Annotated in this window: 12 protein-coding genes; 4 read left to right on the top strand and 8 right to left on the bottom strand. The window is 58.8% G+C overall.

Translation table 11 applies throughout. The features are described from left to right. The first annotated feature begins 55 nt into the window (after positions 1 to 55). Positions 56 to 766 carry a helix-turn-helix transcriptional regulator gene (locus NKI01_RS19650; RefSeq protein WP_031193850.1) on the top strand — a complete coding sequence of 237 codons (711 nt, stop codon included), beginning with the start codon at positions 56 to 58 and terminating at the stop codon, positions 764 to 766. A 305-nt stretch (positions 767 to 1,071) separates the two neighbouring features. Next, positions 1,072 to 2,154: an NAD-dependent epimerase gene (locus NKI01_RS19645; protein ID WP_352589636.1), complete on the top strand. Its 1,083-nt coding sequence runs from the start codon at positions 1,072 to 1,074 to the stop codon at positions 2,152 to 2,154. A gap of 182 nt (positions 2,155 to 2,336) precedes the next feature. Here the strand turns inward: NKI01_RS19645 and NKI01_RS19640 are convergent, their stop codons facing one another. The 8 genes from NKI01_RS19640 to NKI01_RS19605 all read right to left on the bottom strand — a co-directional run bounded on the left by NKI01_RS19640 (position 2,337) and on the right by NKI01_RS19605 (position 13,507). Beyond that, entirely contained in the window at positions 2,337 to 3,878 is a 1,542-nt protein-coding gene (locus NKI01_RS19640; protein ID WP_352639368.1) for a lipopolysaccharide biosynthesis protein, read from the bottom strand. Then, on the bottom strand, positions 3,875 to 6,097 hold the full coding sequence (locus NKI01_RS19635) for a GumC family protein (protein WP_352494503.1): 2,223 nt from the start codon (positions 6,095 to 6,097) through the stop codon (positions 3,875 to 3,877). The genes NKI01_RS19640 and NKI01_RS19635 overlap by 4 nt, the downstream gene beginning before the upstream one ends. Position 6,098: 1 nt before the next feature. Next, positions 6,099 to 8,096, bottom strand: coding sequence for an asparagine synthase (glutamine-hydrolyzing) (asnB, locus tag NKI01_RS19630; RefSeq protein ID WP_352964312.1), 1,998 nt, complete (start codon positions 8,094 to 8,096; stop codon positions 6,099 to 6,101). Between the two features lie 4 nt (positions 8,097 to 8,100). Then, on the bottom strand, positions 8,101 to 9,357 hold the full coding sequence (locus tag NKI01_RS19625) for an O-antigen ligase family protein (RefSeq protein ID WP_352964309.1): 1,257 nt from the start codon (positions 9,355 to 9,357) through the stop codon (positions 8,101 to 8,103). Then, positions 9,354 to 10,577, bottom strand: a complete 1,224-nt coding sequence (locus tag NKI01_RS19620) for a glycosyltransferase family 4 protein (RefSeq protein ID WP_352484586.1) — start codon at positions 10,575 to 10,577, stop codon at positions 9,354 to 9,356. Before NKI01_RS19620 ends, NKI01_RS19625 begins: the two co-directional genes overlap by 4 nt. A 337-nt stretch (positions 10,578 to 10,914) precedes the next feature. Next, on the bottom strand, positions 10,915 to 11,148 hold the full coding sequence (locus tag NKI01_RS19615) for a Trm112 family protein (protein ID WP_084642590.1): 234 nt from the start codon (positions 11,146 to 11,148) through the stop codon (positions 10,915 to 10,917). A gap of 278 nt (positions 11,149 to 11,426) precedes the next feature. Then, positions 11,427 to 12,707 carry a hypothetical protein gene (locus NKI01_RS19610; RefSeq protein WP_352964306.1) on the bottom strand — a complete coding sequence of 427 codons (1,281 nt, stop codon included), beginning with the start codon at positions 12,705 to 12,707 and terminating at the stop codon, positions 11,427 to 11,429. 89 nt (positions 12,708 to 12,796) lie between these two features. Then, on the bottom strand, positions 12,797 to 13,507 hold the full coding sequence (locus tag NKI01_RS19605; protein WP_023718570.1) for an AAA family ATPase: 711 nt from the start codon (positions 13,505 to 13,507) through the stop codon (positions 12,797 to 12,799). 428 nt (positions 13,508 to 13,935) lie between these two features. Between NKI01_RS19605 and NKI01_RS19600 the strand changes: the two genes are divergently transcribed. Next, positions 13,936 to 14,784 (top strand): class I SAM-dependent methyltransferase, encoded by an 849-nt coding sequence (locus tag NKI01_RS19600; RefSeq protein WP_352964303.1) that lies wholly within the window; start codon positions 13,936 to 13,938, stop codon positions 14,782 to 14,784. Between the two features lie 64 nt (positions 14,785 to 14,848). Next, on the top strand, positions 14,849 to 15,958 hold the full coding sequence (locus NKI01_RS19595) for an acyltransferase family protein (protein ID WP_352484581.1): 1,110 nt from the start codon (positions 14,849 to 14,851) through the stop codon (positions 15,956 to 15,958). Positions 15,959 to 16,256 lie beyond the last annotated feature (298 nt).

Genomic DNA, 16,256 nt, shown 5'->3' with positions numbered 1-16,256 from the left:
GAATCCCGAATACTTATTTTCGGGCGTGTGTGAAACTTTGGGTTAGGGGTAGAAAATGAACCTGATCGATAGACATGTTGATGCTTCTTCGGGCGGTAGGTACATTGCTACGAGGACCAAGTACGATTTTGACGCGCGGAATACGCGACCCTCTTCTGGTCACCTTCCCGATCGCGCATCGGATCCATTGGACGCACGGCTTGGGGAACCAAAAGGCCGCAGTCTGGAATCCATAACCGGCGTGCTTGATCGCATTGGCTGTGGCTATCTCGTGCTGAATCGCGAAAGAAAAGTAGTCGAGTGGAACGCAGCCGCCCAAACCACGCTTGAGCGCCAGGGCGAAGCGGCTGACACGGCGAGCGGGCTTACGGCCGCACTAAGGCGGCTGATCGCGAATGTTCCGGGCCAATTCCTGCCGGGCTCGTTATCCTGGGTGGTAATCCGCAGCAGGGGCGACCGGCCGGTGATATTGAACGAGAACGGAGTTATTGCTCCCGACGGAACGAGCATCGTGGCGTTGCTGGACCGGGACAACAGGTCGGGGCCAAATCCTCGCACGTTGCAAAGAATGTTTGGCTTGACGAGCGCAGAAACGCACCTCGCCTTGCGTTTGGCTCAGGGCGACGCACCTTTGGAGATCGCTCGCAGCTGGCGTCTCAGCCGCACCACGATCCGTTCCCAGCTTGCCTCGCTGTTCGCCAAGACCGAAACGAAACGCCAGGCGGAACTGGTGGCCCTTCTTGGGCGTATTTCGGTCCTGCCATAAGGGCCGGCCACTTAAATGCAATCGCCGGACGTCGGCGTCCGCCCGGGATCCAGACGACGCAATTTGGAGTGTCATGATTTGGCAGGTCGTGCATCGCGTTGCGCGGTTCGTGGCACCGACGTCGCCTGAACTCCACCAGGTTCGATGCGCTGAGGTAAATATCGGAAGCTGGAATCTCGGACCGGCAATTCGGTACTGTCGAACGGAATTCGAAAGGCGACAAGTTGGACAACGATCTATGCAGCGAGTCTGTCCTTGCCGCAACGGAGAAGGTGGAAATCGCCCGATCGCGTTCGGATCAAGCGGTGAAGAGACTTGCACGGACAGGACCGATCGTCGTCACCGGCGCAGCAGGTTTCATTGGTTTTCACGTGGCCTCGCGGCTTTTGCGTCTGGGTGTCAAAGTCGTGGGCGTCGACAATTTCACACCCTATTACGATCTGCGGCTCAAGGAAGCGCGGTTTGCACGCCTCTGTAGCGAGGCGGAGTTCACGCCGATACGAATGGATCTGGCGGATGCCGCGCGCGTTCAGTTGCTGTTTTCAAACGTTCGCCCCTCACACTTTGTCCATCTCGCGGCTCAGGCCGGCGTGCGTCATTCAATTGTTGACCCGCACGCCTACGTGCAATCGAACATAGTGGGGTTTCTAAACGTCCTTGAGGGCTGCCGGCATTACGGCGTCAGTCATCTCGTCTACGCCTCCTCGAGCTCCGTCTACGGCTTAAATCGAACCATACCGTTTTCCGAGCACCACGGCGCCGATCATCCCGTCAGCTTCTACGCCGCCACCAAGCGTTCGAATGAATTCATGGCGCATTCCTACAGCCATTTGTTCGACCTGCCCGTGACGGGACTGCGCTTCTTTACCGTTTATGGCCCCTGGGGCAGGCCCGACATGGCAGTCTATTTGTTCACGCGCGCGATCATCGAGGGCAAGCCAATCGAAGTAGCCAATGCCGGCCGCGTCTGGCGAGACTTCACCTATATCGACGATATCGCTGAGGGCGTGGTTCGGGCACTCGCTGCACCGCCGCGGCCCGATCCGAATTGGGACCCTTGCACCGCCGACCCTGCTACAAGTTCCGCGCCGTGTCGCGTCTACAATATCGGCAACGACCGGCCCGAGGAAATCAACCGACTGATTTCGATCATCGAGACCGCCCTTGACAGCCGGGCGCTTCGCGTGGATGTGCCGTTGCCGCCTGGCGACGTTCTGGAGACGCGCGCCGACGTCAGCGATCTCCGCAAGGCCGTCGGCTTCGCCCCGGCGACACCGCTTGAGGACGGAGTGCAACGCTTTGTCGAATGGTACCGGGACTTTCATGGAACGGATGACGCGGTCAGCATACGGCAACAAACGTCGGTGAATGATGAGGCCACAGTGTAGGCCGCGCCTTGTCGGGCAACGATCTGCCACTCGGCAAATTTGAGATTTCGCATTTTTTTCGGACAGAGAATAAAGCGAGTGTCGGCCCCAAAGCCGCCCCCGCCAGCCTCTATCCGACACAATCTTGGACTCGAAATTCCTGAACGCTGATGCCGTCGAGTATCGGGCGCGATAACATCAGATCAGCGCAGGAACCAATGAGGCGGCTGGCCTTCGACTGCGCGCGTTCTGAGCGACGCCAGCGCAAAGATCAGCCCAGGGATAATTTTCAGCCGTTTGCTGATATAAATCGACATCGCCACATTCCAAATCGCCAACGCAAGCGCGAGGCCCACTGCGGCGCCCGGCGCGCCGTAGAGCGCAATTCCTGCGGCACAGCCCATGATGCTGGCCGCGGCGCCGGCGATCATGGTTGCGGCTGCCGCCCATTCGTTTCCAGTCATCATCAAGAGGAGCATCTGGGGTCCGCATAGCGCGACAAAGACATATCCGAGAATGAGTATCCGCGCGACGGGTGCCGCTGTACTGAAATCTCCGCCGAACCAGCTCAACAGAGGTTCAATAATCGCAAGCATCGGGATGGCCATCGCTATGGCGCCGCCAGAGGAAAGTAGGGCGGCCCGTGAAAACAGCTGCTGCAGAGCCATCCGATCGCCTCGGGCATGAAGGGCGGCCGCTGTCGGCGCAAACATCGTCGAGACAGCGACCAGGGAAAGGCTCACAAGCAATGCGACGTTCAATCCCAAGGCGAAAATGCCCGCTTCGCGAATGTGATGCGTCCAGCCCAGCACCATGACCCCGGCCCGGCTGATGAAAACATCGAGCCCGGCCATGAGCATCATTGGCGGAACCGCGGACCACCATTCCCGCGACTCGTCGCCTGGCTGAACCTGCCGCAAGCCGGGCGGCTGAAATTTTGCCGCCATGATGAACACCAGGCCGACCGTGATGGCTGAACTTGCCAGCACCGCCTGCATCACCAGGGGTGCGTTGGGGGTCCATGATCCGGATAAGACCGCCATTCCCAGCAACGTCAACAATAGGCCGTCGCGCACGATGCGTTCCGGCATGAGGGCCGAGACACCGCCGCCGAAAGCACGAACAAGTGTTGCGCCCAACGCGTAGGCGGTGACCAAAGGCACTGCTGCCATGCCTAGCAGCTGGCTGGTTTGAAGCTCCTTGTGAGAAGAATCCGAAAAGAACAAGACCAAGGCGGCGCCAATGATGCCGAATAGTGTCGCTGCCGCCAGCGACCTTTGCAGAGCAAACCTGATTACCCCGTGTACCAGGTCAAGCCGCCCTTTGGCACTGTAGGCGGAGACGAAACGCAGCAAGGATACATGGAACCCAAGCGTTGCAAGATAGGCAAGCACCGAGGTCCAGGCCAGAACATAGGAGTAGATGCCATAGCTGGTGGAGCCAACGATGCGCGCAATCAATAACTGCGCCAAGCTGGTCAAGCCCGCACCCCCGATATAGACCAAAAGAGCGAAGATGCTGGCATAGCCGAGACCCCGGCCCGTGTCCTCCTCGTGCGGCAAAACCATATTTGCTGGAGCAACGGAGGCCGCAGGGAAGCGGGCGAGCTTCGGATCGCTGCAATCGTCGATGTCTCTTGCGCCGGCGGGCCCAGCTCCGGTCTGCGAACTCTTCGATATTATCTTCCGCTCGACAGACTGACTGCCGCGACGGTCGTTACGCGGAAGCCCGCATGTGACACTCATGATGTTCTCTCGAGCAAGAGATCTGCGCTGTCCCCAAACCGATAGCCAGCGTGTTTCTGTAGATTGACGTGCGTGAGAACGCTGCCTACGGGGACCTGAGCCGTCTCGTCCTCCGTCAGCAGCTGCAGAACACCGCGCGCGATGCTGCGACGCGTCCTGCCCCAGCGAACGGCGAACAGAACCACGTCAGCCCAGCCCGTCAGTAGCCTGGCCTCAGGTCCTCCAAGTCCCAGCGGTCCATTTATAATGACGACGCTGTAGATTGAGCGCAGCTCATCTGTGACCAGGGATCCGTCGATCATCGACAGCTGCGGCAGCAGATCCTCTGATGGTGCCAGCGCCATGAAGTCGATTCCAATTTCAGGCATTCCCGTGACCGCGTCGTGCAGGGGACAACGGTCGTTCATATAGTCTCCAAAGGATTTATGCGGCCGGAGCGCGCCGAATTCGTTCAGGAACTCGTTCGTGAGGCGGGCGCCCGTGCTGTCAAGATCGAGAAAAAGCACTCGTCCCCCAAGTCGGGTAGCTGCCAACGCCAGGCTCCATGCAAGCTCGGTCTTGCCATCATGCCGGATACTGGACGTTACGAGGATGACGTGCGAAGCGCGGCCCCTCGCCTTGTTGAGTGTCACGGTGACGAGGAGGGAAGTGATGGCTCGGCTGTAGCTGGACTGTCGTTGGCCAAGAACCAGCTGCTGTAGTCGTTTCGCGTGTATTGTGGGCGCTTCCGGTATCAGCCCCAGGCATGGGACCCTGAGCGCGGCTTCAGCTTCGGCCTCGCCGCACAAGGTCTGATTGAGGCGGCTGCGGACCATCACGAAGATCCCGCCAATGAGACCAAACACGATCATGCCGGGCGGAATAAGGAAGATGGGCGGCAGGGTTTTTGGATTCGTCGGCGGCCACGCCGCTGAAAGGATCGAGACTCCGGGCAAGGGAGTTGCGATACGCTGCACCAGATCCTGTTGTTGCGTGAGTAGCTGGTTGTATCGCTGCGTCAAGATGCTGACCTGCGGCTCGAGCGCACGCAAGCCGGAAAGCCGGCCGGCTGTGTCGGCCACCACCGCATCAAGCACATTCTTGCGCCCCTCCAGAGCCGCAATCTGGGCACGGTAGATGTTCGCCTCCGCAGCAATGCGAGCAGTGCCTTGTTCGATCTCGCGGTTGATTGCAGTACTCAGGCCCGCATCCGCATTGTCGTTGGCTTGGCGAGCCGCCATGTCGGCCAGTACCGGTGACCCGATCGCTTCGGCGAGCGCCGCGACCGATGCTCCTTCCTTTCGCAAAGCCTCGATGTGTTGAAGGCGAGATTCCGTTGCGGAGAGATCCGCCTTCGACAAAGATATCTGCTGGCTGAGCTCGGCTGTCTCCTTGGCAGCGTTGTCCGCCGCACCTTGATCGACCGCGCCATGGCTCAGCCGATACTTTTCCAGGCGGTCGGTTGCTTTCGCCAAGTCGCTTTGTACGACCGGTAGGCTAGCGACGATCGAGGCGAGTTCCAGTCTGTCTGACGCCCTGCGCTTCTGTGCGAGATCGTCGATGTATACTTGGACGAACGTATTGGCCACAAGGGCGGCTCGCGCCGGATCGTTGTCGGTAAAGCCGACCGTGATCACTCTTGATCGCAGTTCCTGTCCAACCCTCATGCCCTTCCGTAATGCCTTGAGTTCGTCTTCATCGGCGGCCGCCGGCTTGCCCTGCGGCCAAATGCTTTCCAGCAGACCGGCTGCGAAGGTGCGTATGTTCTGCAAGTCGCCGCCGGCCGGAGCGGGGCGTGAATTTCCGGTTACGACATCCCCTTGCTCAGCAATGTTACCAACCTCCGTCTTGCGCAGGGCTGCCACCACGCGACGCAGATGCCCCTGCGAAGAGAGCATGGTTAAGTGGTCATCAATGCTCGCATCCAGCATCTCCTGCGCAGAATCTGCGCCTCCGGGAGCCGCATTCCTGCCAGGAGCATCGACAATCACCTGTGCGGTCGACTCGAACAGGACGGGACGCGCAAAACCCGCAAGCCCAGCCAACACACCGCCCAAAATCACCATTGCAAGCAGGAACCATTTTCTCCTCGCGACGGTAATAAGGAGTTGATGGAAGGGGGTCTGCGCGTCGATCTGTTCGCGCAGGAATGGCCTCATGCGCGGGTTGATCTCGCGCGTCGGCACGTGCATTTCAGTGGCGCGCGGAAGGTGAATGCGGCTGACTATGGAACCTTCCATCTTATACTCCTGTCAGTTCGAGCACTGTAGACATGCCCGTTGCCGGCCCTGGGGGCCGCCCGGCCTCGTTGCGCCAGGCCTGGAACATCAATGCGGGCCACAAATCACGAGAATGGTCCTGTCTTCCGTCAAGGTGGTCGCGCCAGCACATCGCGACCTTCGCAAAGTCGAAGATCCCATCTCCGGAGAGGCGCATATCGGCGACCAGATCGCTGGCCCAGTCGCGCAACGGGCCTCTCAGCCAGACCGCTATGGGAACATCGAAACCCTGCTTCGGCCGGTCGATCAGCCGTTGCGGAAGATAGCGGCTCAGCAACTGACGAAGTATCCACTTGCCTTTGCCATTGCGAACCTTCGCATGTGCGGGCAGCCGCCAAGCGAATTCGACAACCCGATGGTCGAGAAGCGGGCACCGGCCCTCGAGGCTGTTGGCCATGCTGGCACGGTCCAACTTCACCAGTATATCGTCGGGCAGGTAGCCGGCCATGTCGTCGTACAAGAGACGGGACAGCAGGCCATCAAGCCGGGGTGACTCTTGAATTGATGTGGGCGCCTTGTGGAGTGTGAGGCTCTCGGTCGATACTCCGGTCAGCCGTTGATACAATTCGTCCTCATCTGCTGCGGCGAGCAGCCGAGCGAGGCGGTGCAGCCGATCGCTCCGCAGCGCGAGCCGTGCACTCGCCGAAAGCGGCAGCTTGCTGACGAGATCGTAGCGCGCCGCACGGGCCAGCAATTCGACCCCTGCAGCAAGCGTGTGACGCAGCGGCGACGGCAGCGCATGCTGTCGTTTCAACCGCGCCGCCATGAAGTGGCGGGCGTAACCGGCGAAGCATTCATCGCCACCGTCGCCTGACAGGGCCACGGTAACATGCTGGCGGGCGAGCCGCGCCACCAGCAAAGTTGGTATCTGCGATTCGTCGGCGAACGGCTCGTCCCAGATCTGCGGCAATTCTGGAATGACCTCGCGCGCAGCGGCGGCCGAAAGGTGTAGTTCAGTATGATTGGTGCCCAGATGCCGCGCAACCTCCGCGGCGTGGGGTGCCTCATCAAACCCGCCTTCTCCGAAAGCAATCGTGAATGTGCGCACCGGCTTCGGCGACTGAGCCTGCATCAGCGCCACAACGGCGGAGCTGTCGATGCCACCAGACAGAAAGGCACCCAGCGGCACATCGGCTACCATGCGTTCCCGAACGGCAAGTCGCAGCAGGTCGTCGAGTTCGTCGGTCAGTTCTTCGTCGGTGCCGGCGATTGGATTCAGTCGACCGTTCGCGGCGACTTCAGGCAGCGACCACCAGTGTCGGACGCGTTGCGAAAGGGATGCGGCACTGCGCGCCTCGGCAAAATCTGCCGCCGTCACAGACAGAACCGAGCCAGGAGGTAACTTGAATACGCCTTGCCAGATGCAACTGTTACCCGGCACCCATCCCTTCGAAAGCATCGTCGCAGCCGCGTCGAGATCGAGCTCCTGACAGAACCCTGGAAAACGATTGATCGCCTTCAACTCGGAGGCAAAAACAAGCGCATCGCGTGTTGCAGCAACATAGAGCGGCTTTTTGCCCATTCGGTCGCGGGCGAGATGGAGGGTCCTGGTCTTCAGATCCCACAATCCAAATGCGAACATGCCAGCGAGGCGCGTCAGTGCGGTGTCGAGACCCCAACTCTCGATTGCGCACAGCATGACTTCGGTATCGCTGGCGCCACGGAACCGATGGCCAGCGCCTTCAAGTTCGCGGCGCAGATCGCGGAAATTGTAGATCTCGCCGTTGAACGTAATGGCATATCGGCCACTTGCCGAATGCATTGGTTGGCGTCCCGCCTCCGATAGATCGACGATAGCCAAACGCCTGTGGCCGAAGGCGATGCCGGCTTCACGGTTGACCCAGAAGCCTTCACCATCAGGCCCGCGATGACGAAGGCCCGTCGTCATCTGCCCTATGGCCGTGAGCGGCCTGGCACTGGCTGCATCGGGTGCAAGGAGAATTCCGGCAATCCCACACATGCCATCACCTCCGGTCGCTCGAGGTTGCCGAAACCGTTTGCGGCGTTCCGGCAACAAGGCAAATGGTCAGCGCAAACCACACGATTGGATGGCGGATGATCAGATGTGGCATCCCGAAGATAACGATCGACACGACGAGCACGAACAGGGCATCGAGCTTTGCACGCCATGCGCATAAAGCCGCCGCGCCGACAATCCAGGCCAGGGCTAGGACCGCAATCAAACCACCTTGAGTGTATAGATCGAGAATCGTGTTGTGAGCCTCGAAAGGCCGGGGCAGAAACTGGCTGTAGGAAATGGGCGGGCGCTCCAGATGCGGCCCAGGACCAAGGCCCAGGGATCCTGACGTCAGGCCCTTGCCCAATGCATCTCCCCAGAGATGGAGGCGAAGTGCGGCGGTTTCGGCGGTTGCGTCGCCGCCCTTGTCCTTGGTGAGACTTAAGGCGAACTGTTCGACGCTGCCCGCTTCCGTGAGAATGTAGGGCGTCATCGACAAGGCCAACGGAAGGAAGCCAATCATCAACAGGAGGGTAACTTGCCGGGAAAAGCTGGCCTTGCCGTCACCGGTTGCGAGCCATGTCCGAACCCGCAGCCCAAGAAATATCAAGCAGGCCAGGACCGTCGTGTACAGATAGGTATCACTCTTCGTCAGCCTTCCGATATAGATGGTCAGGATAAGGCTGCTGAGCCCGGCCAATCTCGCCCACGGATTGCTTGTGGTCGTCGCAAGATGCAAGGCGAATGGGCCAAAGAGTGCACAATAGAGCGCGAGCTGGTTCGGGTTCTCGGACCAGCCGCGGAAGCGATCCCAGTACCACGGATCGACGCCGGATTGGTGGATCCAACCCCATCCAAGTGCCAGCTGAACAATAAAGCCTGCATTCGCGATCGCGACCACCCACCAGGCAGTACTGCGCAGATGACGATCAGCCTCGGGCTCCGCGGCGGCTAGGCAGGTGACGCAGATCAGCAGCAGGTAGGCTATCATATCGTGCATCACCACCGACAGGTACAGCACCGTGGTCAGATAGCCGACGATGGTGCCAATCCCCAGAGCAAGCGTCATGATCAGCCAGAAGCCCGCGACACGGATCAGGGCGGGCCTGAATACCAAATGACCGCCGGCGAGCACCCGGCCGATCGACAGCATGATCCAAAGCGCGAGAAACAGCTCGCCATAGCCGAGTGGCACTCCCGGAATGGTGAGCTGCGCCGCATAGGACATCGCAACGCCGCAGGCCAGCAACGCGTCGCGGATCATCGGCGCGCTCCACCCAATGCGCGGTTTGCAGCAGCCTCTTCAAGCAACGCGGGCGACGCCGGTCGAGCGAAGCCGCCATGGGATTTGGCGCTAAGGACATTGTCGTAGAGATCGCAATATTGCTCGACCACCCAGGGCAGCGAGAACTGCGTCCGGACCAGCTCGACAGAGCGAGCGCCCATGGTCCTTCCTTTCCGGCGGTCGGACAAGAGGTCTATAATTCGAGATGCAAGGCTGTTCGGATCGTGCGGTGGGACGAGATGGCCGTTCCATCCGTCTTCGACCACCTCATTGCAGCCAGGCATCCTTGAGGCGACGATAGGCAATCCTGCAAGCCCTGCCTCCAGCAGGACGCGCGGAATCCCTTCGCGATATTGTGTCGGAAAGGCGAACAGATCGGCCATGCCAAGCAGGGCAGGAACGTCGCGTCGTGGGCCCAAGGCGATGACATGGGGCGCATGTCGATCAATCTCCGCCTTGTCCACCGCAAATGGGCCCTCGGATTCCAATGGCCCGACAAGCACGAAACGGGCATCGGGCCTTTCAGCCAAAATGCGAGGGACTGCCTTGAGGAGTGTCGGGATGCCTTTCTGGCGAGTTAGCCGGCCGACAAAAATTACGATCTCGGCGGATTGGAGCCCAAGCTCCTCGCGCATTTTCATCGCCGACGGGGCAAGATGCCTTGCCATGGCGAACGCATCGACGTCGATTCCAGAACTGCGGATCACTCGTCCGCTGCCACGTATGATCAGTCGGTAGCGTTCAAAGAATGACTGATCGTCCCGATTTTGGAACACCGTAGCGGCCGTCCATAAGGACGAAAGCCATTGCAGTCCGCAAAAGATTGGGCGCAGGGCCAGGGCGCGCGGTTCCAGGGACGAGAACGTCCAGCCCAGACCGTTGATTGTGCGCACGACTGGAACGCTCCCGCGCACCGCAAGTGGCGTCACCAGGTTGGGCTTGGTGTCGAAGCTTTGGATAATATCCGGCCGGAGTTCCGCCATCAGCTTTCGAATGGTTTTGATGGCGGCCCATTCCCCGCTGCTGCTGGAAAAGCGGTCGAAACCGTAGCTGCGATGCGGAATGCCATGCCGCAGGAATGCGGCTTCACCGCCGCTCGAAACCGCAGTAACCTGGAATCCCTTCTCTCGCAGCGACATCAGGAAGGGGATTCGCAGGGCGTGATCCTCGCCTCCAACACACACGAGGTGCGGATTCATCCTGCGTCTCCTGACCGTTCGCCGTAGCCCGATCGCGCGAAGTGGCCGGCCGTTGAATTTGCTTTCATAGTGTTGGTTTCGTTACCCATCACGCCCAAGATCACGGTAGGGGCAGGCCTTGCCACTGTCCTCGTCTGTTTGAATGACACACACCGTGTCCCGGAAACGGATCGCCGTGCCCAGCCGGTTCAGGTAGCCGCGCGTTGCATCAAAAAGGTCGGCACTGCCCAGATGCCCGAGCACGGAGTGGTCCGTTGACAAACGGCTCGCGCTCCGCGGCACTTTCCTGTCTTGGTGCTGGTTGCCGTCGGAATGCCGCCTAATTTGCGCGGCTAGCTCATCCTCTGGATGCGCGAAGTTTGACCACGCGGGAGATGATCGCCCGTGCCTCCGATGCTAGCAGGATCGGAATGCCGTCGCGTACCGGGTAGGCAAGTCCTGCGCTCTTCGATACGAGTTCGTCGCGATCCCCATCCCAGGCAAGTGAGCCTTTGGTCACTGGGCATACTAACCGTTTCAACAACTCAGGATTGAAAGAGGCATTCTCTTCGGCTCGCCTATCCGCATCCATCTGCTATTCCTTTCTCGGCTCCGACGCGAGCGTCTTTCGCACAAAAGCCATCACCCGACGTTCGAGTCATTTCTGTAAATCGTAGAGTTCCGGCAAGTGTCATAAGCCTTGCAAACTGCACTTTCACGGTAGGTGCAGGCTTGGCCACCTGTCGTCGTCTGTTTGAATGAATTGACATTGAACGGAGCTGCGTGGCGGCGAAGTTGGAGGTGAGGTGTTGAACGCACAATGGGTAAGCACGATCGGAGACAACCGTGATAGGTGACCGGAAGGTTTCGTTATTGAAGACCGCTCGCGGTTAATGCTCTCGAGCCAGTGTTTGACCGTTCCGGCCAGTCAATACGGGCGACGAAATCGTAAACCGGACCGCCGGGTACTCCCCAATTGCTTGACCAGACCACCTGTGAACCGTCTGGGGACGGCGAGGCGTGGGTCTCACTCCAGTAGTCGAATGGAGCGTTCTTCGTCTGCACAATACGTCGAACCTCTCCGCTGCCGTCGATGCGCAGCGCGATGACTTCCCGCGCATACGGCGCCCAATTCGGATATTTCGATACTTCGTCCGGGTCGCCGGAATAGCTAAGGAACACCCAACCCGGCCTGTCCAGTGACCTGAGCGATGCATGCTGTGCTTCGCCATATCTCATCAGCGAGGTGACTTTCCCATCTGACAGCCTTCGCTTGACCACCTGGAATATGTCCGGATCGGATTTACTGATCCCCACATAGATTTCGCTGCCGTCGGCATCGACCGTCATGTCCCCATGGCCAGGCCGATGATGCTCGGTCCATTTTTGGCGCAGAACGCCGTCAACCGAAAAGATGAACGTCTGTTCAGTTTCGTCTTTTAGGTACTGAATGCATAAGATGTTGACGCCTAGCGGCGAGATTGAGCAGGCGCTGTTGGTCCCGACAAGCTGTGCGAGATCGATTTCCGGAAACTTCCGCCGCTGTTTGAGATCGTAGGCAAAGACGACCGCTTTGCCGTCCCCGCGAACCGCGCGCACGGCTATACGGCTGCCGTCACGGCTCGGATTCCCTTTATAAGGGCCGAACTGGAGATCGCTACTGTCAGTCGAAACAAACAGGACCTCCTCATGATTGGTGCGTGGCGCCCACGTCGAGATTTTCCGACCACCGACGCAGATCATCAGGTCGGGATCGCGAGGGTGCCATTCGCATTCGATCGATCGAACACGGCGAAAAAGCGGAGCGTAGGTGCGCCCATCCAGGAAGCATAAGCCGCCGCAGCCGTTGCTGATGACAAGAAGGCTCTGATCCGAATTCCAGGCCTGAGCGCTCGAATAGCGGTGGCTGCAATATTTGCTCCCGCATGCGACGCCGGCGCCGAGGATTCCGGGTTTGGTTATTCGCGTGAAAGTTGTGCCAAATGCCGCATCCTTCGCCGGGTGCAGGTAATCAGGCAGGTCCATGGCCACCGGCGCGACGAACTTTGTCGATGCCACATCCTCTTCACTCACCGCTCCGCGCAGATCTATGGATGTCGCGCTGGCAGCTAGCGTCAACGCCAAGACAATTTGGTAGCGAAAAAAGCGCATGTCGTGTCAACTCACGCGGTTCCGTCTCAATAGTTCGATTTCCGTTTTTATTGGATACCTTCTTCTCGACGCTTCAAAACCGTATCTCTCTAAGCTTCAACCCTTTTAAATTTCGCCCGCGCCGCGCCAAACTTGTCAATTACTCCACGCGCTATTATTTCGGTGGCGGCAGCGAGCCCGTCTGAATCTAAGCTTTCAACGCAAGTTGTCGGTACCGGGAACGATCCAAGTTGTTCCTCGATAAGATTAACGTGGTCGATATGATCAAGACTGCTCTGCAGATCAACTTCGAGGAACTTCTGAATGATGCCGAGATTCCGCCGGCGTTCCCTCAACCGCGCCTCTAGAATCTCTCGTGGCGCCTGCAATCGGACAAGCAGGTCCGGTTTGGGTAGAAGCTCGAGGGCGCACGACACCCTTTCACGATCCGTTATGCCGCTGAACAAAACCAGCGAGCACACGAATTGCACCATACCCTGGTCAAAAATTGAGATCGTGTCCTTGGACGCTATTGCCGCGCGCCAGGCTTGTAGAAGAGCTTCAAGATGCCAGTTCAGACGAGCGGCCCACAGCTCATTCTTGGGTGGAAGGATCTTAAGCACTTCTGCACCGAGAGAACGCTGTCCAATCCACTTTGAATGCAAGCCGGAGACTAGTTTGAAGGCGGCTCTTCTAACCGGGTGTCGACGGTCGCCGGTCTGCAAAACAACAGAGTAGCCCTGAGCTCGCAGAACGTGCACCAGCTCGCACGCCAACGTCGTCTTACCAGCACCGGACGGCCCAAATAGCTCCAAGATCATCTTTCAATCCAGACTGAGGGAAGCCTTCCGGCAGTGATGTTATGTCCATTTGCTGAAGCGAACGCCCATCTCTTCCCGGGATGTCTAGCCGACGAGCCAGGAATTCGCGCCATCCGTATGAATGACGGTGTGGTCACGTTAGGATATCGACGAAGGCCATAATCGTGAACGGAAGGAGTGCGTTTCGGTCACTATCCTTCCCGATTGCCTTCCATCCGTTTGCCGTTCCGTCCCCGACAGGGCTGTGCAGTAGCCCAATGTCCCAGCGCACCTCCACGGGGCTCAGTAGTCATAAGTTCGGCATGTCTCATCCGTTCGGGGGATGCGAGATACCCAGCCATCTGGAAACCTTACCTCTGCGATGGCCCCACCCAGAACTGATCTTTTGCCGCCTCTATCGCCAATAGAACAGCTTGGTGGGGCATCCAATGAATAGGTTGGACAAAAAATCTTCGATTCCATCTCAGGAGAAATCGTATGAAAGCGGGCAGATGAGCGAGGACCTCAAGTCATATCCGTCAGCAGGGGCTACAGCCGCTATGCCTACTAGTTACGACGCCGAAGTCGCGGCCGCGGCCTATGATCTCCCAACAAAGCAGAGATATCAGGATCCGAGCTTTGCGAGCTGGTACCTGGACGGATATGCAGGCCGCTTGAAGCTGTCTACAATTGCATCCTACGTCATTGCGCGACGGGAGCAGCGCTGCATCGCCAAGGCGCTGGAGAGGTGCAGCCCGCCTCCATCCCAGGTGCTCGATATCCCATGCGGAACCGGGAAGCTGGCTGGCGTGCTGGGCCGGCATGATTGTCAGGTGCTGGCTGCAGACATTTCAATGGAAATGATGGCCCTGGCTAAGTCAGCATATGAAGGTCAGCCCGGATTTCGGGGATTCATCCGATGTGACGTGACGCAACTGCCGTTCGCCGACGAAAGCTTTGACACGGTGGTCTGTCTTCGCCTCATCCATCTTATCCCGCCACATCTCAGGCGCGACATTGTCATGGAGCTCGCGCGCGTTGCCAGCCGCCGTCTGATCGTATCCTACGGCGTTGGCACCCGCCTCCAGAGAATGCGACTAAGGCTGCGGAAGATAATCACCGGAAGGCTGTCGGCGCCTCATCCCGTCAATCTTAACGTTGCACGACAGGATTTCGCAGAGGCGGGGCTCGAACTGGTACGCTCTTTCAGCGTCCTCCGGTTCCTGTCCTGCGAGCAGCTGTTCGTACTTGAGAAGGTAAAGGCGTGGCCTGCCGCCGGTTTGCAGCCTTTGCGTTAGCACTGGCATTGCGGATCAAGCCGCTGATGGGTGTCAAAAGCTGAAACGGCGACGGGAGGTGGCTGTGGAACCGGCAGGCAAGGCCATTCCGGCGCGCATGGCATCACTCGACCTGCTGCGCTTGGCCGCAGCCCTCGCGGTCGTGCTCTATCATTATCTTTTTGGCGGCGCGATCGCCGGAAGTCTCGATGTGGAATATCCTGCCGCAGCACCTTACGCCATCTATGGCTATCTCGGCGTCAATCTGTTTTTCCTGATCAGCGGTTTCGTCATCGCGTGGTCGGCCGAAGGTCGAACCTGGCAGGAATTCGCGGTCGCCCGCTTCGCCCGGCTTTATCCCGGATTCCTCGTCTGCATGACCGCAACTTTTGTTGTTCTCGTCGTCGCCAAAGACCAGCGTTTTCCGACCGATATTGCGACCTATGTAGCCAATCTCTCTATGTTCGCCCGCCTCTTCGGCAGACCATCCATGGATGGGGCCTACTGGTCGATCATGCTCGAGATCCTGTTCTACGGCTGGGTTGCAGTGCTGATCTTTGCGGGTGCCTTTCAGCGCTGGAAAATACCTATCGCTGCCATCTGGCTCGCAATTTCGGCAAGCAACGAGTTCTTCTTTGAGAACGCGGTGATACGCATTCTCTTTATTACAAACTATGCGCCTTTGTTTGCCGCCGGCATCCTCGCGGAAGACATCGTTGCAAGGGGCCGTTCGCCGGCTGCGTTCCTGCTTCTTGCCGTCGCATTCCTGGTGTCTTGCCAGACCATAATCTTCTCTCACAACTGGATGCATGAGCACTTTGGCGCTGCCATTTCGTATCCTGCTCTCCTCGCTGCCAATATAGTGGTCTACGGAGTCTTCTCTGGCGCGATACTGCTCCGCTCCGTGATTGCTCCATCCAAGGTTGTCATGATGCTCGGAGGATTGACTTATCCGCTATATCTTTTGCATCAGTATATTGGCTACATCTCGCTTAACGCGCTGGCGCCGCATGTCGGAAAGAACGCCGCATTCTTCGTTGTATTTGCCGGGATTCTTCTTGCCTCTTTTCTCGTCTGGCGCTTCATCGAGACGCCGGTACGCAAGCCGCTCGTTCGCGCTCTGGTGTCTGGGATATATCGCCTTGCACCAGCCTCGCAGCCAATCCGGCCAACCTCGTCCGCACGAACATCGTGATCAGAGGCGCTCGGCGGGTGTCCCAGAAAGATTCGCGTTAATCGCGAAACACCGGGGTATCCGGGCTTGGCACGCTGTACGGCACACTGGATGTGTCCCGCTTCCGGTTTCATTGACGGCTCAGCCGATTCCCCAGCACCCCGCATGACGAGGCTTCAAGAGCAGCGAAGCGCACTCCAAATAGCGCACGCCAGGTCCGGCACATGGCGCAAGACTCTCTTGCGACCTGGCACCGCATCGAAGGGCTTATCGGGGAGAAGGTCGCACTGTGTGTATCAACTTACGATCAAAGTTTCTC

Source organism: Mesorhizobium sp. M0815 (assembly GCF_040319995.1).
In the GTDB taxonomy this organism is placed as follows: Bacteria; Pseudomonadota; Alphaproteobacteria; order Rhizobiales; family Rhizobiaceae; genus Mesorhizobium.
This window is presented reverse-complemented; position numbering and strand designations above follow the sequence as displayed.